This is a genomic window from Burkholderia sp. MS455 (assembly GCF_016899445.1).
Classification (GTDB): domain Bacteria; phylum Pseudomonadota; class Gammaproteobacteria; order Burkholderiales; family Burkholderiaceae; genus Burkholderia; species Burkholderia pyrrocinia_C.
On record NZ_CP041778.1, the window covers coordinates 41,257 to 60,147 of the forward strand.

General features: G+C 64.3%; 18 protein-coding genes and 1 pseudogene. 8 read left to right on the top strand and 11 right to left on the bottom strand.

Annotation, left to right across the window (positions count from 1 at the left end; translation table 11 throughout):
- Positions 1–1,704 precede the first annotated feature (1,704 nt).
- Positions 1,705–2,886 (top strand): DNA-binding protein, encoded by a 1,182-nt coding sequence (locus FPJ27_RS04560; protein ID WP_204422155.1) that lies wholly within the window; start codon positions 1,705–1,707, stop codon positions 2,884–2,886.
- Positions 2,887–3,023: 137 nt separating this feature from the next.
- On the opposite strand, the gene FPJ27_RS04565 is transcribed toward FPJ27_RS04560, so the two are convergent.
- The 3 genes from FPJ27_RS04565 to FPJ27_RS04575 all read right to left on the bottom strand — a co-directional run bounded on the left by FPJ27_RS04565 (position 3,024) and on the right by FPJ27_RS04575 (position 5,270).
- On the bottom strand, positions 3,024–4,049 hold the full coding sequence (locus FPJ27_RS04565; protein ID WP_204422156.1) for a tyrosine-type recombinase/integrase: 1,026 nt from the start codon (positions 4,047–4,049) through the stop codon (positions 3,024–3,026).
- Between the two features lie 101 nt (positions 4,050–4,150).
- Positions 4,151–4,528: a DUF2471 family protein gene (locus FPJ27_RS04570; protein ID WP_072444970.1), complete on the bottom strand. Its 378-nt coding sequence runs from the start codon at positions 4,526–4,528 to the stop codon at positions 4,151–4,153.
- Between the two features lie 130 nt (positions 4,529–4,658).
- Positions 4,659–5,270, bottom strand: a complete 612-nt coding sequence (locus FPJ27_RS04575; RefSeq protein ID WP_204422157.1) for an XRE family transcriptional regulator — start codon at positions 5,268–5,270, stop codon at positions 4,659–4,661.
- 161 nt (positions 5,271–5,431) lie between these two features.
- Here FPJ27_RS04575 and FPJ27_RS04580 point away from each other — a divergent pair, with 161 nt between their 5' ends.
- The gene (locus tag FPJ27_RS04580) at positions 5,432–6,631 is read left to right on the top strand and encodes a glycine C-acetyltransferase (RefSeq protein ID WP_072444974.1); all 1,200 of its coding nucleotides are present in this window, start codon (positions 5,432–5,434) and stop codon (positions 6,629–6,631) included.
- 13 nt (positions 6,632–6,644) lie between these two features.
- The gene (tdh, locus tag FPJ27_RS04585) at positions 6,645–7,673 is read left to right on the top strand and encodes an L-threonine 3-dehydrogenase (RefSeq protein ID WP_047902093.1); all 1,029 of its coding nucleotides are present in this window, start codon (positions 6,645–6,647) and stop codon (positions 7,671–7,673) included.
- Positions 7,674–8,057: 384 nt separating this feature from the next.
- Here the strand turns inward: tdh and FPJ27_RS04590 are convergent, their stop codons facing one another.
- Both FPJ27_RS04590 and FPJ27_RS04595 read right to left on the bottom strand, forming a co-directional pair.
- On the bottom strand, positions 8,058–8,474 hold the full coding sequence (locus FPJ27_RS04590) for a hypothetical protein (protein ID WP_204422158.1): 417 nt from the start codon (positions 8,472–8,474) through the stop codon (positions 8,058–8,060).
- A complete protein-coding gene (locus FPJ27_RS04595; RefSeq protein ID WP_204422159.1) occupies positions 8,471–9,109 on the bottom strand; it encodes a GNAT family N-acetyltransferase in 639 nt (212 codons plus the stop codon). Before FPJ27_RS04595 ends, FPJ27_RS04590 begins: the two co-directional genes overlap by 4 nt.
- Before the next feature lie 182 nt (positions 9,110–9,291).
- On the opposite strand from FPJ27_RS04595, the gene FPJ27_RS04600 reads away from it, so the two are divergent.
- Positions 9,292–9,897 carry a TetR/AcrR family transcriptional regulator gene (locus FPJ27_RS04600; RefSeq protein WP_072444980.1) on the top strand — a complete coding sequence of 202 codons (606 nt, stop codon included), beginning with the start codon at positions 9,292–9,294 and terminating at the stop codon, positions 9,895–9,897.
- 65 nt (positions 9,898–9,962) lie between these two features.
- Positions 9,963–10,442, top strand: coding sequence for a nuclear transport factor 2 family protein (locus tag FPJ27_RS04605; protein ID WP_204422160.1), 480 nt, complete (start codon positions 9,963–9,965; stop codon positions 10,440–10,442).
- A gap of 481 nt (positions 10,443–10,923) precedes the next feature.
- Here the strand turns inward: FPJ27_RS04605 and FPJ27_RS04610 are convergent, their stop codons facing one another.
- Positions 10,924–12,009, bottom strand: a complete 1,086-nt coding sequence (locus FPJ27_RS04610) for a tartrate dehydrogenase (RefSeq protein WP_204422161.1) — start codon at positions 12,007–12,009, stop codon at positions 10,924–10,926.
- Positions 12,010–12,125: 116 nt separating this feature from the next.
- Here FPJ27_RS04610 and FPJ27_RS04615 point away from each other — a divergent pair, with 116 nt between their 5' ends.
- On the top strand, positions 12,126–13,049 hold the full coding sequence (locus tag FPJ27_RS04615) for a LysR substrate-binding domain-containing protein (protein WP_204422162.1): 924 nt from the start codon (positions 12,126–12,128) through the stop codon (positions 13,047–13,049).
- Positions 13,050–13,159: 110 nt separating this feature from the next.
- Here the strand turns inward: FPJ27_RS04615 and argC are convergent, their stop codons facing one another.
- The gene (argC, locus tag FPJ27_RS04620) at positions 13,160–14,098 is read right to left on the bottom strand and encodes an N-acetyl-gamma-glutamyl-phosphate reductase (protein ID WP_204422163.1); all 939 of its coding nucleotides are present in this window, start codon (positions 14,096–14,098) and stop codon (positions 13,160–13,162) included.
- A 120-nt stretch (positions 14,099–14,218) separates the two neighbouring features.
- On the opposite strand from argC, the gene FPJ27_RS04625 reads away from it, so the two are divergent.
- Entirely contained in the window at positions 14,219–15,103 is an 885-nt protein-coding gene (locus FPJ27_RS04625) for a LysR family transcriptional regulator (RefSeq protein ID WP_204423053.1), read from the top strand.
- Positions 15,104–15,143: 40 nt separating this feature from the next.
- Here FPJ27_RS04625 and FPJ27_RS04630 read toward each other — a convergent pair whose 3' ends face one another.
- Both FPJ27_RS04630 and FPJ27_RS04635 read right to left on the bottom strand, forming a co-directional pair.
- Positions 15,144–15,608 (bottom strand): hypothetical protein, encoded by a 465-nt coding sequence (locus FPJ27_RS04630; RefSeq protein WP_175959859.1) that lies wholly within the window; start codon positions 15,606–15,608, stop codon positions 15,144–15,146.
- A 67-nt stretch (positions 15,609–15,675) separates the two neighbouring features.
- Positions 15,676–16,890, bottom strand: a complete 1,215-nt coding sequence (locus FPJ27_RS04635; protein WP_175959858.1) for a patatin-like phospholipase family protein — start codon at positions 16,888–16,890, stop codon at positions 15,676–15,678.
- Between the two features lie 86 nt (positions 16,891–16,976).
- On the opposite strand from FPJ27_RS04635, the pseudogene FPJ27_RS04640 reads away from it, so the two are divergent.
- Positions 16,977–17,105, top strand: a pseudogene (locus tag FPJ27_RS04640) (RNA-guided endonuclease TnpB family protein); the annotation flags it as partial.
- A gap of 61 nt (positions 17,106–17,166) precedes the next feature.
- On the opposite strand, the gene FPJ27_RS04645 reads toward FPJ27_RS04640, so the two are convergent.
- Positions 17,167–17,952: a 3-hydroxybutyrate dehydrogenase gene (locus FPJ27_RS04645; RefSeq protein ID WP_204422164.1), complete on the bottom strand. Its 786-nt coding sequence runs from the start codon at positions 17,950–17,952 to the stop codon at positions 17,167–17,169.
- A 50-nt stretch (positions 17,953–18,002) separates the two neighbouring features.
- Positions 18,003–18,743, bottom strand: a complete 741-nt coding sequence (locus FPJ27_RS04650) for an acetoacetate decarboxylase (protein ID WP_166955753.1) — start codon at positions 18,741–18,743, stop codon at positions 18,003–18,005.
- Positions 18,744–18,891 lie beyond the last annotated feature (148 nt).

The window sequence follows — 18,891 nt, forward strand, 5'->3', positions numbered from 1 at the left end:
CTCCCGAAAACGCTCACCGGTCCGGAATTGCGGCGCTCCAGACTCGTCCAGACGGGCCGCGGGATGCGCCGATTCACAGAATTTCCCCTGTGCATGACACGTGCGAAACTCGCTCCCGTATCGGCTCACCTTTCGATTTGTCGCAATTTTGCGACTGCACGTCCGTGAGTTCGCCACAGGGTCGCGATCGCACCTCACGGAACGTCCCGGATCGCGCCGCATCGGGCTGTATGCATGTACAGGCACGGCTCGTCGGGAGCCCGTGATCGCATCCGGCACCCGGAAATGCGCCGGCGAAACCGGCCCGCGCCACCCGATCGGACCTGCTTTGCCGGCCCGGGCGCGCATTGTACAGCGCCCAAATCGAGTCAGGTCCCGAAAATACTCACCTTGAGCACAGCTTGTCCTTTAGTCTCGATGCCGCCGAATGTCCGGCACACGCGGGATTGGCTACCGGGGCGTCCCGAAAACGCTCACCTCATTGAAAAAATGCGGCACGGCAACGGCCACGGGAACGACTCCCGAAAAACCTCACCGTAACTGTCGCGGTATCAAAAACTCCAATGCCTTCCGATACTTATGCACAGAAGGCATTTGGCTGTGCCCGGCAGACATCCCCCGAAAAGCCTCACCTTTCGACGGGAGTCCTTCATACGACAACCGTATGTCATCCCCCGAAAATTCTCACCTGTGCCAAAAAGGGGCACAGCAAAAACGAGATTTCCTCCAGTCCTGGCGGGCTTTTCGGCGAATCCGACCGCTCACTGGTCCCGAAAAGCCTCACCTTTGACCATTTTTCGAGCAAATACCGTTCCCGAAAATGCTCACCTGTGACCACGACCACAGCCTGTGATCCATGCCCCGAAAAAGCTCACCTTAGCGTGATCGGGGCAGGAAAACCCGGATTTCCCTCCCGAAAAGCCTCACCTTTAGTGCATCACAGGCCCCGGAGAGCACTTTTGCTGTGCAAAATGGCATTCGTTTCCCGGAAATCCTCACACCAAATTCCCGTGGAGTCCCGTGAAACCTCACCTTTTGCCAAAATTGCCTAAAAGATGGGCAGAATCGGGGCGCGAAGAGGATCCCGCAAATTCTCACCTATGTCTGCACAGGCAGAAAACTGTGCAGTCAGGCACAGCGCGGGTTCTGTGGCTGTGAGGCCCCGAAAACCCTCACCTTTGGGAAATCTCGTGTTTCACTGTGATCCCGAATCCGCTCACGACCTTTCCTGCAACGGCTCACGCAGTTCCCTGAACCCCATCACGTCAGCTCCCGCAGAAGATCACCTTGGCTCCCGTAAAACTTCACCTTGTCGGCCGGAAAGCCTTGCTACATAAGGCTGTGCCATGGCGTTAACGTTTTTAACTAAGGGTTCAAGGGTGTTTACTTCTAATACTCTCAAGACATCCGCTGACGAGTTTTCCACAGAGACCCCAAACCCTGAACACCCACAGGGAATCGGATCCGCCATCATGTGAAACAAATGCCGATTTTCGGGATCTGCTGGAAAACGCTTACATTACAAAGACTTGGCTGACTTTCTTCGCTTTGTTTCACGGAATTCTGGACCACGTTCGTCCAGATAGGCTCACAGACCCGATTTCTGTGCGAAGCGACGTAAATTCGCAACGTCGACCTAAAACAGGTATCAATAGATACGTATTTCGTTATGATTGCCACATTTCAATGTCTACGAGCTCTGCCATGACCCTGGACGAAATGCGCCAAGTCATTCGGGACGAACTGGAATCGCTGCGTGCAGGCGGTGCGCGGCGCCAGGAATTGTCATTGCATGCGTGCAAGCGCCTGTTCTTCGATCTCGGTATCCGGCCGTCCGCCGCCAACGTCCGCGATCTCACCCAAACCGGCAGCGCCAGCGACATCCCGAAAGACATCGATCATTTCTGGGAGCGTATCCGTTCTGCGTCGAAGATCAGGCTCGACGGTGCGGCAATTCCGAAGGCCGTCGAGGAAAAAGCCGGTGCGCTGCTCGGCGCGCTTTATGAAGAAGCGTTGAAAGCGGCACGCGACAGTCTCGATGGCGACCGCGAGGAGGTTCGTGCCGGCATTGCCGATGCCGAACAGCGGTTGCGCGATGCAACCGTCCGCCATGAGACGCTCGAAAGCGCGCTCGCGCGCGGCGAAGCCCGGAACGAGCAACTGCAGGCGCGCGTGACCGAACTCGAGGTTCAGCTCGCATCACAGACGACGCACGGTTCGGCAAGCGAAGCGACGTTGCTCACCACAGTCGCCCGACTGGAGAAGGAATTGGCCGTCGCCGCGGGCCGCGTCGACGCCGAACAGGCGCAAAACGCCGTGCTGCGCGACCGCATCGATGCGCTGCAAGCCGAATTGCAGCAGCGCACCGAGCACTACGCCCAGCAAATCAAGGACGCGGTGGCCGAAGCAGAACGCCGCGTCAAGCCGATGCTGGTCGAGCTGGACTCGCTGCGCAGCATGGCGTCGACCTACCAGAGCGGTTTACGCGACGTCCAGCGCAAGGAATTCGATTTCCTTCAGCAACTGAGCTCGGCCAAGGCACGCGCCGACCGGCTCGAAGAACAGTTGCGCATCCAGAGCGACGAACTGGAACGTGCGACGCGCGACGCGAGTTCGTTGCGCGCGAGCCGCGGGATGAATCCGGAAATTGCCGCGCTGATCCGGCGCCTGGCCGATGCGGGGCAACTGGATGCGGAAGCGTTTGCCGCGATCGGTACGTCGCTGGATCAAGAGATTCCGGTGCCGGCCCAGTGCCCGCGTTGCGACGGCGAACCGGAGCTGTCGCAGAGCGACGAGGGTTTTGAAGTGGCATGCCCGGAATGCGAGCACGCTTCGGGCGCATGGCCGTCCCGATTTGAAGCTATCGCGCGTTTTGCGCACACCTGACCAGAAGATCGGCGGCACCTGCACAGGTGAGACGATCCGGGGCGCTTGAGGTGAGGTTTTTCGGGAGCTGTGAAACGGTGAGGCTGCGCCGCGCAAGGCTGCTCACGGATCGTGTCGCGGAAGCAGCCGTTTCCGGATCAGTGAGTTTCGTCGCTGTCGGACGCGTCACCGTCACCGTTGCTGTCGGTCAGGCCATCGCGCCAGTTTTTCCATGCGCGATGCAGGCGGTTCGACGAGATCGGCCGCATGAAGCCCAGCCATTTGCCGACTCGTTCGGGCGGCGCGTCATTTTCGAACAGTTCGGCCGCGTAGGTATTGCGCAGCGTCTGCGGGCTCGCGCGCGCGGTGCGCGACGACGTGAGCCCGGCCGATTCGACGATCGCATCGATGGCGCGCAGCATCGTCGCCTTGTGCATCGGCCGCCCGGCATGCGACGCAGGAAACACGAGCTCGCCCGGAATTTCCTGGCGCTTGCGCTCTATGAGCCACGCTTCGAGCAGCGCGATCGCGAATGACGCCAGATGGGTTTCGCGCGCGTAAGCCGGATGCGCCGACTGGATCTGCAGCGATGTTCCGCTCGTATTGACGCAACTAATCGTAAGCGCACGCGCTTCGCCGGTTTTAATGCCGGCACCGAGAAACGCGGCCACGAGCGCGCGGTCGCGCCGCTCTTTCCAGTACGCGGAACCGGACACGCCGATCGGCGAAAACAGATACGCGAGCAACGTCGCGCGTTCGGCCGGCGTCAGGAAACCGGTCGGCTCATTGTCGCGCGCCTTGCGCCAGTTCGCTTCGCCATCCTGAGCAATGAAACGGGCCGGGTTGGTCGACGCATACTCGGTGCGCCGGATGTGGTCGAGTACACGCTCGATCAGCCGCAGATAGCGCAATCGCTGGGTTTTCCGGATCGGCAGTTCGCCGACGAAGTTCGCGATCGTTGCCGTATCGACCGTTGCCAGATTCTTCTGATGCGCGCGCATCCACGTGAGAAACGCGCCCCATTGTGCGCGATAGACATCGGCCGACGAGCGGCGATAGTCCTGCATGGCCAGCCACGCATCGAATGCGGCTTCGGGTGACACGATCCAGTCGGACGCGCCACGGTCGAACAGATCCTTCTCTTCCGGGCGGGCCGGGGTGTCGGGAGAGGTGGGAGGGGACATGTTATTTATTCCGTTAGTTGCGTATATGGTAGCCCTTTCCGCAACGTCTCGGGCAGCAAGAGGCTGGACAGGCCGCCATGCGCGGCGGCCTGGGTTGGCAGTCAGTCGCCCCACGCCTTGGACAGGCGATGAGCGCGCTCGCGGGGCGCCGTGTCATGCGACGTTGCCGCCGCTTCGTATGCGAGAACCGCGAACGAAAAGACGGCGGGCAGCGCATTCGAGCGCCCGAAGTCGATCGGATCGTCCGTTTCGGGAAACGCCATGTCCGACGGCCGTTCGAACAATTGGCGCATACCGGCCTCGTGCCGGCTGGCAAAGCCGAGATCGGCGAGTGCCTCGGCTTCGATCGCGTGCAGCAGGCGCCACGTCAGCGGGACGCGCTGACGTATATAACGCCCGGCAATATGGCGAACGATCAGCTCGAGGTCGTGTGCGGCAGCCTTGAAGCTGAGCGCGGCCAAATCTTGTTCTTCTGTCATCGCAGGCTCCTGTCGACCGGGGCGGGCGCCTCCGTGCGCCGGCTCCGGCCCATGCATGGCGGAATGTCCGTATACTGTACAAACATACAGTACTTTCCGCAACTGGCTCTGTGGCCAGCTATACGCGCCGTCAGCGATGTATCACGATCAGCAGTGCCCGCGCTTCGGCCTTGCCGGGATTGCGGATCGCGTGCGGCTCGTCGGCCGGGTAGCGCGCGGTGTCGCCGGCCTTCAGGCGTCGGCTGGCCGATGCGGCTTCGATTTCCATCGCGCCCTGCAGCACGGTGAGGTGCTCGCGCGTGCCGGGTTCGTGCGCGTTCGATACGAGTGCGCCGCCGCCCGGCAGCGTCAGCTCGTACCACTCGAACTTGCCGGCGAGATCGATCGGGCCCCACACACGCAACTGGTACCGGCCGTCGTGCCCGGCGAGCGTCGGAATGTCGTGCGGGCCGTCTACACGGATCGTCTCCGGCGCCTTCGGCTGCGAGAACAGCTCGTCGAGCGTGATGCCGAGCGCGTTGGTCAGCCGCCAGGCAACGGCGATCGTCGGGTTGGCCTTGTCGCGCTCGATCTCGGAGAGCATCGATTTCGATACGCCGGCCGCGCGCGACAGGTCGTCGAGCGTCAGCTTGCGCTCGTTGCGCAGCCGCTGGATCTGTTCGCCGACACGCGGCGGCGTGGCGGCCGGCGGCTGCGATGCGGCGCCGGCAGGCGGGCGCCGCGATCCGGGGGAACTTGCCATTTGGATTCCGTTCGCTTAGAGTTGTTCGGTATTTCGAATTCTAGTTCGGAATATCGGATAAATGCGGTCAACCGAACGACCGACTATAACAGTAGCAGGCCGTTGCGCCGCCGCCACGAACGGCGCGCCGCGGAATGCGAATCCCTGTCAGGAGCTTTGCGATGCGTGATGCCTTTCTCGCCCAGGTGCGCGGGACGCTCGACCAGATCCGCGCGGACGGTTTTTACAAGACCGAGCGCGAGATCGCGAGCCCCCAGGCGGCGGCCGTGCGGCTTGCCGGCGGTGCCGGCGTGCTCAATTTCTGCGCGAACAACTATCTGGGTCTGGCGAACGATCCGCGCCTGATCGACGCGGCGAAAGCCGGCCTCGACCAGGACGGCTTCGGCATGGCATCGGTGCGCTTCATCTGCGGCACGCAAACCGTGCACAAGCAACTGGAAAGCGCGCTGGCCGCGTTTCTCGGCACCGAGGACAGCATCCTCTATTCGAGCTGTTTCGATGCAAACGGCGGGCTGTTCGAGACGCTGCTCGACGAGAACGACGCGGTGATCAGCGACGAGCTGAACCACGCGAGCATCATCGACGGCATCCGCCTGTGCAAGGCGAAGCGCTTCCGCTACCGGAACAACGACCTGTCCGATCTCGAGGCGAAGCTCAAGGAAGCCGATGCGGCGGGCGCGCGCCACAAGCTGATCGCGACCGACGGCGTGTTCTCGATGGACGGCATCATCGCCGACCTGAAAGGCATCTGCGATCTCGCCGATCGTTACGGCGCGCTCGTGATGGTCGACGATTCCCACGCGGTCGGCTTCATCGGCGCGCACGGCCGCGGCACGCCCGAGCATTGCGGCGTCGAAGGCCGCGTCGACATCATCACGGGCACGCTCGGCAAGGCGCTCGGCGGCGCATCGGGCGGCTACGTCGCCGCGCGCCGCGAGGTCGTCGAACTGCTGCGCCAGCGCTCGCGCCCGTATCTGTTCTCGAACACGCTCACGCCGAGCATCGCCGCGGCATCGCTGAAGGTGCTGGAACTGCTCGGCAGCGACGAAGGCGCGAAGCTGCGTGAGCGCGTGCGCGAGAACGGCGCGCGTTTTCGCGAGCAGATGACCGAAGCGGGCTTCACGCTCGTGCCCGGTGCGCATCCGATCATCCCGGTGATGCTCGGCGACGCGCAGCTCGCGACGAACATGGCCGACAAGCTGCTCGGCGAAGGCGTCTACGTGATCGGCTTCTCGTTCCCCGTCGTGCCGCGCGGCCGCGCACGCATCCGCACGCAGATGAGCGCCGCGCATACGCCCGAACAGATCGACCAGGCGGTTGCCGCGTTCGTGCGCGTCGGCAAGTCGCTCGGCATCGTCTGACGGAGGCGCGACCATGAAAGCACTGGCAAAGCTCGAGCGCGGCCCCGGCCTCACGCTTACGCGCGTGAAGCGCCCCGAAGTCGGCCACAACGACGTGCTGATCAAGATCCGCCGCACGGCGATCTGCGGCACCGACATCCATATCTGGAAGTGGGACGACTGGGCGCAGAAGACGATTCCCGTGCCGATGCACGTCGGTCACGAATATGTCGGCGAGATCGTCGAGATGGGGCAGGAAGTGCGCGGCTTCGCGATCGGCGATCGCGTGTCCGGCGAAGGCCACATCACGTGCGGCTTCTGCCGCAACTGTCGCGCGGGGCGCCGGCATCTGTGCCGCAACACGGTCGGCGTCGGCGTGAACCGCGAAGGCGCGTTCGCCGAGTATCTGGCGATTCCGGCGTTCAACGCGTTCAAGATTCCGCCCGAGATCTCCGACGATCTCGCGTCGATCTTCGATCCGTTCGGCAACGCGACGCACACGGCGCTGTCGTTCAACCTCGTCGGCGAAGACGTGCTGATCACCGGCGCGGGCCCGATCGGCATCATGGCCGTCGCGATCGCGAAGCACGTCGGCGCGCGCAACGTCGTCATCACCGACATCAACGACTACCGGCTGGAACTCGCGCGCAAGATGGGCGCGACGCGCGCGGTCAACGTCGCACGCGAGTCGCTGCGCGACGTGATGGCCGACCTGCACATGACCGAAGGCTTCGACGTCGGCCTCGAGATGTCGGGCGTGCCAAGCGCGTTCACGAGCATGCTCGAGGCGATGAACCACGGCGGCAAGGTCGCGTTGCTCGGCATCCCGCCCGCGCAGACGGCGATCGACTGGAACCAGGTGATCTTCAAGGGGCTCGAGATCAAGGGCATCTATGGCCGCGAGATGTTCGAGACCTGGTACAAGATGGTCGCGATGCTGCAGAGCGGCCTCGACCTGTCGCCGATCATCACGCATCGCTTTGCGGCCGACGATTACGAGAAAGGCTTCGCCGCGATGCTGTCCGGCGAAAGCGGCAAGGTGATTCTCGACTGGACGGCCTGAGTGCCGAAGGGGCAGCGCGGCTCGTTCGCCGCCTGCCCCGCTGTCGTTTGCACGTGTGTCGTCGAGATCGGAACGCGCGAATCCGGGCTTGAGGTGAGATTATTCGGGAGCTGTGTTTGCGCGTCGAATCGCGACGCGATCGCACATCGGTGAATCTCAATCGCGCGTTCGTTTCACCTGTCAGCCCCCCGCCTCGCGTCACCCCATCACGCCATTCGGCGCCTGTTCTTCTTCCGCATGCTTCCCTGCTTCGCTTGTCGGGCGATCGCTCGCTACACACCGCGTGCGATACCGTGCCGGACCGGGACGGCAATCGTGAGTCGGTGAACCTCGTTCCGACTCACTCATCCACAACGCAATCCGCATCGAGCGGTGCGCGGATCGCTACCTGTTCTGTTCACCCTTTAACCATCGCGGCTCGAGCTGGAGATTCAACACGACGAGCCAGCGCTTCGGGCACTGCGGTGCAACGTCGATCAGATCGCCGTGCGTGCCGGAAACCGTGACGAACCCGTGCTGCGCCGCGTACCGATAGGCGTGCAACGCATCGGCTTGCAGCCAGAAGCTGACGAGCGCACAGGTCACGAAGCGGAACAGCAGCAATGTCGTAGCTTCCGGCGCGAAGCCGGCGGCGACGAGCAGGCCTTCGAACGCGAACGTCAGCGCATGCGCGGCCGCGATCGTGACGATCGTCAGCTTCATCACGCCGCGCAGTCGCAGCGCCGCACGCACGCGTGCCTGCCGGACAGCGAGCTGTGCACGATCGCCATCGCCATCATGCTTCTGCACTTCGTGTTTCATGACGCCGCACCGGCTTGCCGCGCAACGTCGATCCGCGCCGTGTCGCAGGCACGCATGCGGTCGTCCGCGACGCCGACGGATTTGCACAGGATCGCGCTGTCGTAGTTGTGTCCCGGAAAACGCATCACGTCGACCGGTTGAAATCCTTCGCGACGATAGAAATCGATGAGCCGGACCGCTGCGTACGGCGCGTCGAGCGCGAGGTGCGTCGCGCCGCGCGCGGCCGCCCGCCGTTGCGCGAACGCGAGCAGCGAGCGGCCGATGCCGCGTTGCTGCCAGACGGGATCGACGGCCAGCTGGCCGAGCGTTGCGACGTGCCGGCTGCGATACGGATCGCAGCGCGAATCGGGATCGTGCGAATGCATCGTCATCGTCGCGACCAGATGTGCGTTGCCGAGCGCGACGAAACACTCGCCGGTAAGCACACGTTCGCGTGTCGCCGATGCCGGCTGATCGGCGCACGGGCAGTTGAAGCCCAGCGCGCCGAGCGCCGCGAACGCGCGGTGCAGCAGCGCGGTCAGCGCGTCGTACGAATCGCTGCGCGGATCGAAGCGCCGCACGACGACGCGGCCGTCGAGCCGCTTGGCATAAGCCGCATAAGCGCGCGCGGGGCGCGCGGATTCCGGTCGCTGCATGATGTCCTTTCGCCCAGACAGGGTGACCGAAGTGTAGTGAGCGTCACGCATCCGCTTCAAGAAAAAATGTCGTAAACGCGGCGGGCCGCGTCGCGCGGCCAGGCCGCGATTCAGCCCTTTCGCCGATATGGCCATTTCACGCAGGAGTTGACGACGGAGAACGATCGTTCTACCGTAAACGCATGAACACACGACACGATACTTCCGGCGAACCGGGCGTTCGCGACCGACTGCTCGATGCGGCCGAAGCGCTGATCTATTCGGGCGGCATCCACGCAACGGGGGTCGACGCGATCGTGAAGCGGTCCGGAGCGGCACGAAAGAGCTTTTATTCGCAGTTCGAATCGAAAGAGGCGCTGGTGGTCGCCGCGCTCGAACGCCGCGACGAGCGCTGGATGCGCTGGTTCGTCGATGCAACCCATGCGCGCGGCAATGCGCCGCGCGCGCAGTTGCTCGGCATGTTCGACGTGCTGCGCGACTGGTTCGGGCAGCCCGACTTTCATGGCTGCGCGTTCCTGAACGCGTCGGGCGAGATTCCCGACGCCGACGATCCCGTGCGCGTCGTCGCGCGTATGCACAAGGCGCGCTTGCTGGCATTCGTGCGCGAGCGGTTCGATGCGTACGCCGACGCAACGGGAATCGAGCGCCGCGGGCTCGCGCGCCTTGCGCGTCAGTGGCTCGTGCTGATCGACGGCGCGATCGGCGTGGCGCTCGTCAGCGGCGATGCCAACGCCGCGCGCGATGCGCGCGCGACGGCCGAACTGCTGCTCGACACCGTTTCGCGGTAGTCGATGCAGCGAATCCGAACCGGCCGCGGGTGTCCGCGGCCAGAACCCTGAACAGGAGCAAATCCATGTCCGCTTCCCCCGAAGTCCGTCCGCCCGTTCCGCCCTTTACGCTCGAATCGGCACGCCAGAAGGTGCGTGCAGCCGAGGATGCGTGGAACACGCGCGATCCGCAGCGCGTATCGCTCGCCTACACGCCGCAAAGCCGATGGCGCAATCGCGCGGAATTCGTGACCGGCCGCGACGAGATCGTCGGGCTGCTGCAGCGGAAATGGACGCGCGAGCTCGACTACCGGTTGATCAAGGAGCTGTGGGCATTCGGCGGCAATCGCATCGCGGTGCGCTTTGCGTACGAATGGCATGACGATGCAGGCAACTGGTTCCGTTCGTACGGCAACGAAAACTGGGAGTTCGATGAAAACGGGCTGATGGCGCATCGTCACGCGTGCATCAACGACCTGCCGATTCGCGAGGCGGACCGTCTTTATCACTGGCCGCTCGGCCACCGTCCGGACGATCATCCAGGGTTGTCCGATCTCGGGCTGTGAAGTTCTCGACGGGCCTGTTCAGCGGATCGGCGAACGTATCATCCGAGTCCGATGGTGAGGAAATTCGGGAGCCGATGCGCTGAAGGTGAGATTTTTCGGGACCACGTGACATGTCGCGTCGAACTGTGTGTTTCGCGCAGAACGATGCGGCATCACCCCCGCGCAAAACGGACATGTCGCCTGATGCACGTATCGACGCGCAACGGTGTGCATCACGACGGGATGCATCTCACCGATCGAACTGTTTCGACAGTGGTTGGCGATCGGTGTGCGTGAACGTGATATACCACTCACCGATCGAACCGATTTCGACGACAGACACTGCAAACAGTGCGCGCTGCGGTGTGTCGTTACTCACCGCTCGAATTCACCGCGCACGCATCGGAACCTGCACGGGTGCGCAGCGGCATCATATGTTGCTCACCGCAAGTTGATTCATGCAGTCGTTTCCAGGCGCGATCGCTCGCGCCGGGCCCGACCGTCAGCCTGCGATCCGCGCGGCGATCGCCTCGCCCACTTCCTGCGTCCCCGCGTTGCCGCCGAGATCGCGCGTATGCGGCCCGGCGCGCAGTACGTCCTCGATCGCGGCGACGATCGCATCGTGCGCTTCGCGTTCGCGGCCCGCGCCGTTGCCGAGGAAGTCGAGCATCATCGCCGCGGACCAGATCATCGCGACCGGATTTGCGATGTACTGCCCCGCGATGTCGGGCGCCGAACCGTGCACGGGTTCGAACAGCGACGGAAACGTGCGGTCCGGGTTGAGGTTCGCCGACGGCGCGATGCCGATCGTGCCCGTACAGGCCGGCCCGAGATCCGACAGGATGTCGCCGAACAGGTTCGATGCGACGACGACGTCGAAGCGGTCCGGCTGCAGCACGAAGCGCGCGCACAGGATGTCGATGTGCTGCTTGTCGACGGCGATTTCGGGATAGCGTTCGGCCATTTCGGCCGCGCGCGCGTCCCACCACGGCATGCTGATCGCGATGCCGTTGCTCTTCGTCGCGACGGTGAGACGCTTCGCGCGCCGCTGCGCGAGCTCGAACGCGAATTTCAGCACGCGCTCGGTGCCGTGACGCGTGAAGATCGACTGCTGCATCACGACTTCGCGGTCGGTGCCTTCGAACATCGTGCCGCCGACCGACGAATATTCGCCCTCGGTGTTCTCGCGCACGATCATGAAATCGATGTCGCCCGGGCGGCGGCCGGCGAGCGGCGACGGTACGCCGTCGAACAGGCGCGCGGGCCGCAGGTTGATGTACTGGTCGAACTCGCGGCGGAATTTCAGCAGCGAGCCCCACAGCGAAATGTGATCGGGCACCGTTGCGGGCCAGCCGACCGCGCCGAACAGGATCGCGTCCATGCCCGACAGTTGCGCCTTCCAGTCATCCGGCATCATCTGGCCGTGCTGCGCATAGTAGTCGCAGCTCGCCCAGTCGATCTGCACGAAATCGAAGCGGATGCCGAAGCGCGCGGTCACGGCGTCGAGCGCGCGCAGGCCCTCGGGCATTACTTCACGGCCGATGCCGTCGCCGGGGATCACGGCAATTCTGTAAGTCTTGTCGGTCATGCAAAGCTCCTTGGCTGGTCGGCCTGCTGCCGGGGATGCAGTGGCACGTCACGCCATTTTATTTATTTCCATTCGGATTAAAATCACGCGAAAGGTTAATCGACTTTCCACGAATCGTGAACAAATCACCGAACCTCGACGATCTGCGCGTGTTCAGCCTGGTCGTCCGTCTGACGAGCTTCAGCGCGGCCGCCGAGCAGCTCGCGGTGTCGCCCGCCTATGTCAGCAAGCGCATCGCGCTGCTCGAGGCGCAGCTCGGCACGCGCCTGCTGCATCGGTCGACGCGCCGCGTGACGGTCACGGAGGCCGGCGAACGCGTGTTCGCGCGCGCCGAGAAGATTCTCGACGACGTCGATCATCTCGTCGAGGACGTGTCGACGACGCGCACGGTGCCACGCGGCACGCTGCGCATTTCGAGCAGCTTCGGCTTCGGCCGGCACGTCGTCGCGCCGGCGCTGCTCGACTTCTCGGCACGCTATCCGCAACTGAACGTGCGGCTCGATCTGTTCGACCGGCTCGTCGACGTCGCGGGCGAAGGCTACGACCTCGACGTGCGTATCGGCGACGAGATCTCCGATCACCTGATCGCGCGCCGCCTCGCCGCGAACTACCGCGTGCTGTGCGCGTCGCCCGACTATCTCGCACGACGCGGCACGCCGCGTTCGCTCGCGGATCTCACGTCGCACGACTGTCTCGCGATCAAGGAGCGCGATCACCCGTTCGGGGTGTGGCGGCTGAACGTGCGCGGTGAAACGGCCACGGTGAAGGTCGGCGGCGCACTGTCGACGAACCACGGCGAGGTGGCCGTGCAATGGGCGCTGGCCGGGCGCGGGATCGTGTTGCGCTCGATCTGGGAAGCCGGGCCGCTGATCGAACGCGGCGCGTTGTGCCGCGTGCTGCCGGACGCGATCCAGCCCGCGAACATCTGGGCGGTTTATCCGGAACGCGTCGCGGCATCGGCGAAAGTGCGCGTGTGCGTGGATTTTCTGGTGGAGACGCTGGCCGGCCTGAATGCCGCAGCGGGTGACGATGCGGCCTGAATTCGGCTAAAGGTGAGCTTTTACGGGGGGCGTGCGCAGGCGCCGACGCATCGCCGCACGCGACGCTGATCGGCCTGCCGCGCAGGCCTTCGACGGTGCCCGCGGGAGACTCACGCCGCGCTCGACGCACCGAGCATCAGGTCGAGATTCTGCACGGCTGCGCCGGATGCTCCTTTGCCGAGATTGTCGAACACGGCGGACAGGAGCACCTGACCGTGATCGGCATTGACGAACACGCCGAGCCGCAGGTCATTGGTGCCGTTCAGCGCTTGCGGATCGAGATGCGTGATCGCGCGCGCGTCCGCGAGCGGCGTGACGTCGACGTGACGCGCGCTGGCGTAGTGGTGAGCGAGACACGCATGCAGCTGCTCACCGGTCACGCCGGGCGGGAGCAGGCGCAGCTCGATCGGCACGGTCAGCACGATGCCTTGCCGATAGGCGCCGTAAGCCGGCACGAACAGCGGCCGGTGCGCGAGACCGGCATGCTGCTGGATTTCGGGCACGTGCTTGTGCGCGAGTGCGAGGCCATAGACCTGCAGCGGCTTCGTGTGCGCGGCGCCGTCCGATTCGAATGCGTCGATGGCGGTTCGCCCTCCGCCCGAGTAACCGGAGACGGCATGGATACTCACCGGGTAGTCGCGCGGCAGCAGGCCGGCCTGTTGCAGCGGCCGCAGCAGGCCGATCGCGCCCGTCGGGTAGCAGCCCGGATTGGTGACGCGCCGCGCATGCGCAATCTTCCGCGCATGTCCGTCGGCCATCTCGGGAAAGCCGTAGACCCATTCCGGCTGCGTGCGATGGGCCGAACTCGCATCGATCACGCGTACCTCGGGATTCCGGATGAAGCCGACCGCTTCGCGCGCGGCCGCGTCGGGCAGGCACAGAATCGCGATGTCGGCTGCGTTGATCGCTTCAGCGCGCCGCACGGGATCCTTGCGCTCGGCATCCGGCAGCGTGACGAGCCGCAAGTCGGTGCGCTCGCGCAGCCGCTCGTGAATCTGCAATCCGGTCGTGCCTTGATCGCCGTCGATATAGACAGTAGGGAAGCCCATGATGGTCGCGTTCCTTGCGCTCGGTCGTCGGGAAAACCGTATCGTCCCTCGAACGCCTAGAATAGGAAAAGTTGAATTTACTGACCATCTGATTCAGCATTTCTGAACGAGAGGTGTGTGATGCGCGAGATCAGTCTGGATCGCCTGCGCACGCTGGTCGCGATCGCGGACCAGGGATCCTTTGTGGCGGCGGCGCAATTGCTTCATCTCGCTCCGCCGACCGTCAGTCTTCATGTCGCCGAGCTGGAAAGTCGCGTCGGCGCGCCGCTGCTGTCCCGCACGCGCGGAAACGTGCGGCCGTCGGCTATCGGCGAAGTGCTGGTGGAGCGGGCGCGCAGTCTGCTGGCCGAGGTCGAATCCACGCTGGACGACGTGCAGCGACAGGTGCAGGGGTTGACCGGACGGGTGCGCCTCGGCGCATCGACCGGGGCGATCGCGCACCTGTTGCCGCAGGCAGTGGCGCGGCTGCGCGAACAGCATCCGGACATCGACGTCCAGATCGCGGTGCTCACGTCGCACGACACGCTGGCACGCGTTGCGCAGGGCACGCTCGACGTCGGGCTGGTCGCGTTGCCGCAGGCGCCGGTCGCGGGGCTGTCGATCCGCGCATGGCGGCGCGATCCGGTGATGGCCTTCCTGCCCGCGGACTGGCGGCTTCCGGCTCGCGTGACACCGGCCTATCTGGCCGCGCGTCCGCTGATTCTCAACGATGCGACCACACGCCTGTCGCGGCTCACGACGGAATGGTTTGCGCTCAGCGGCCATCGGCCCGAGCCGCGGATCGAACTCAACTACAACGATGCGATCAAGAGCCTGGTCGCCGCAGGTTATGGCGCGACGCTACTCCCGCACGAGGCCGGAGCGCCGCTGCCGGATGCGCGCATCGTCATGCGCGCGCTGCGACCGGCGTTGTGGCGGGAATTGGGGATCGCCCATCGGGCGGGACCGGTCGAGCGGGCGACGCAGCACGTGCTCGATGCGCTGTGGGCGCTCGGCGCGCGATAGCGGATCGTGGCACGGCTGCCCGTGCGGGCGGCCCGCGCGTTCAGAGCCGGTTGTCCTTCGCCAGCGTCAGCACACGCGCCCAGCGCTGGGCATCGCGCTTGTCCGTCATCGGCAGCTTCCATTCGCTGCGCACCGCGTCGCGCACGCGCACGACGAGATGCCAGCGGCCGCCGATCGGCGCGACCTGGCAGACTTCGAGCTGCGACAGCGTATAACGGCCGTCCGCACCGTCGTGCGACAGCCACAGCAGCCCTTGCGTCGCGGACAGGCGCAACTCGCCCCACGCGCGATGCACGATATGCGTCCAGCCTTCTTCCCTGGTGTTCGGAGCGATGTCGCGGCGGCGCTTGAGCCACCACGCGGCCAGCGCGATCAGGACCGCGGCGGCGAGCACGGCGGCCGCGATCGCGACCGGCTGACCGAACTGCGCGGCGATGACGTGAAACAGGCGAACCGCGCCCCATCCAATAGCGATGAGCGCGAACAGTGCGATAAAAATCGGCATGTCGAATCGGAGATCGGAGAAGAGGACGGACCGGCGCATGCATCGCACCGATCCGTCGCACACGGCGTCACCGGCGACGGTGAATGTCGTGCGTCACGAAGCCCGCGTCGTTGTTGGGCAGCGCGAGGCCGTCCTTCACCGCGAGCGTCTTGCGGATGTCGTCGAGGCCCGCGGACCAGTGGTCGCGCATCGTCGACAGACCGAACTGATAGTCCTTGTAGTGATGCTCGTACGCCTTCTGCTGATAAATCAGGTGCTGGATGTTGTACTTCTTCCCGCTCGACATCGCGTCGGCTTCGACGCACCACGGGTCGCTCTTGCGCTGCTCTTCCGGCACCTGCTCGAGCACGTGGCGCAGCACGTTGCGGTAGCGCTGTTCGCGCTGCAGCGTATCGGTGACGAAACGCGTGCGGCTCGAATACTGCACGTCCTTCGTGCGTTCTGCGACGTCGGCCATCGTGCGCGGCAGCGGCCCGCGCGCGCTCCACAGATCGACCTGGAACGCGAGCGTGTCGCGGCGCGGCCGTGCGCGGAGCACTTCCATCAGCGGCGTGTTCGACACGACACCGCCGTCCCAGTAATACTCGCCGTCGATCTCGACCGGCGGGAACGCGGGCGGCAGCGCGCCGGACGCCATGAAATGCTCGGGCGCGAGACGGATGCGCGAGTTGTCGAAGTACACGAAGTTGCCGGTGCCGACATTGACCGCGCCAACCGATATGCGCGTCTCGCCCGAATTGATCCGGTCGAAGTCGCATAGCTTCAGCAGCGTCGTGCGCAGCGCCGACGTGTCGTACCAGCTGATCTTTTCCGGATGGTCGGATACGCCCGGCAGCGGCGGCGGGAAGCGCGGCGAGAAGAAGCCCTGCTGGCCCTGCATCATCGCGCTTGCAGCCTGCGACGCGGTGAAGAACGTGCGGATCTGGTCGATGCTGTTGAACAGCGCGAATTCGAACGCGGCCGGTATCGCCGGAAAGAACGCCGGCTGGCAGATCGTTTCCCAGAACTCGCGCAGCCGCTCGACGCGATGCTCGGGCGCATTGCCGGCGATCAGCGCGGTGTTGAGCGCGCCGATCGAGATGCCCGCGATCCAGTCGAGCGGAATGCCCGCCTCGTGCAGCCCTTCGAACACGCCGGCCTGATACGCGCCGAGCGCGCCGCCGCCCTGCAGGACGAGCGCGATCGTTTCGTACGGCAATGACCGCGCAGCGGTCGGCGCGCCGGCTTCGTGCAGGTCCGTCTCATCGACGGCCTGCTTTTCTGTACGGGCATGCGGTTTCATCAGTTGCTCCGAGAAATCCCGCCATCGATGGCGGAGAGGAAAGGAGTGACGTCGACAGACGGCATTCCATCGTTAGAATGACCAGCATGATCCTTGTCTACCGCTATCGCGTGAAGTCGCTCAACGGACTCCTGAACAAGCAGAGCCGTGCGGTGAACTACGTCTGGAACTTCTGCAACGACACATGGAGGCACACGCTCAAGCGGAACAGGAAGTCCCGATGCGGACGTGCATCGCCAGGTGTGGGAATCGCCTCCCTTTAGGGAGGCGAGGACGTTACTGCATGAACCAGCCGTGGCTGACGATGAACGACTGGCCGGTGAGCGCGGCGCTCGGGAACGCCGACAGGAACAGCACCGTCTGCGCGACGTCCTGCACCGTCGTGAACACGCCGTCTACCGTGTTGCCGAGCATCACCTTCTTCACCACTTCCTCTTCGCTGATCCCGAGTTCCTTCGCCTGCTCCGGAATCTGCTTGTCGACCAGCGGCGTGCGCACGAAGCCCGGGCACACGACGTGCGAGCGCACGTTGTGCTTCGCGCCTTCCTTCGCGAGCACGCGTGCGAGGCCGAGCAGGCCGTGCTTGGCCGTCACGTATGCCGACTTCAGCGGCGACGCTTCGTGCGAGTGCACCGAACCCATGTAGATCACGACGCCGCCGCGATCGTCCTTGTACATGTGCTTGAGCGCGGCCTTCGTCGTCAGGAATGCGCCGTCGACGTGGATCGCCTGCATCTTCTTCCAGTCGGAGAACGCGTAGTTCTCGATCGGGTTGACGATCTGGATGCCCGCGTTCGACACGAGGATGTCGATCGAGCCGAACGTTTCGGCGACCTTGTCGATGCCGCTGTTCACGGCTTCCTCGTTCGTCACGTCCATCGCAACGCCGATCGCCTTGCCGCCTGCCTTGTTGATCTCGTCGGCGACCGCATTGGCGCCGTCCTGGTTCAGGTCGGCGATCGCGACAGCCGCGCCCGCTTTCGCGAGTTCCAGCGCAATTTCCTTGCCGATGCCGCTCGCGGCGCCCGTGACGACTGCGGTCTTGCCATTCAGGTTGCTCATTTCGAATTCCCGTGGTGAAAGGATTGACAGGGAGAAGGACTGCGGACGTGTTACTGAGCCAGGTAATCGTAGACGACTTCGCCGAGACCGAGTGTCAAATCTGCGACGAGATGCCGGGCTTCGACGATCTCGAGCACGGGCAGATCGGCCACCGGCGCGAGCGCGTGCGGCGCCAGCTCGAGCGATGCGGGGCCCGTCCACGCGCCCTTCATCTTGATGTCCTGCATGTAGTAGCGCACCAGTTCGCACACGCGCGCGGTGCCGTCGACGTGCGGAATGATCTTCAGCAGGAAATTGGGGCCGGCGAGACGCTTCGTCTGCTCGTCGATGTCGAGTTCCTTGTGCTTGTAGCCCATCGTGCCGGTCGCGACGCGCACCTTGCCGTAGTCGAGCGTGCCGAGGAGGTGATCGGTGTTCACGTGCAGGGTGGGCGACGCGAGCTTCTTCGGGAAGCCCCACAGCTCGCGGCCGCCGGCGATCGGCGGGTGATCGTCGAGATACATCGCGAGCGTGTAGCCGCCCGGCTGGCCGTCGTATTCGACGGGAATCACCTGGCCGCTTTCGGTGTAGTCGCCGAAACCGGTCGAATCGGCCATGCGGATGAATTCGTAATGCACGAGCGGCTCGGTGACCTGCAGCGGCTCGGGGACAATTTCGCGGAGACGGTCTGGATCGGTGCGATACGTGATGATCAGAAACTCACGGTCGACGAAACGGTACGGGCCCATCGGGAAGGCAGGGCTGGTCAACGGCATCGCAAACGCTTTCGATCGGACATCGCTGGGTTTCATGCGGACTCCTTGTTGTTGATCGCTTCGTGGATGAGTGCTCGTAATCGTATGCCTGTGCGTTGCCGTTGTGCGATGCCGCATTTGGAATTAATTGTTGCCGATTTCGACGGATTTACCGCGCAAATATTGAGACGAACGACGCAAACGG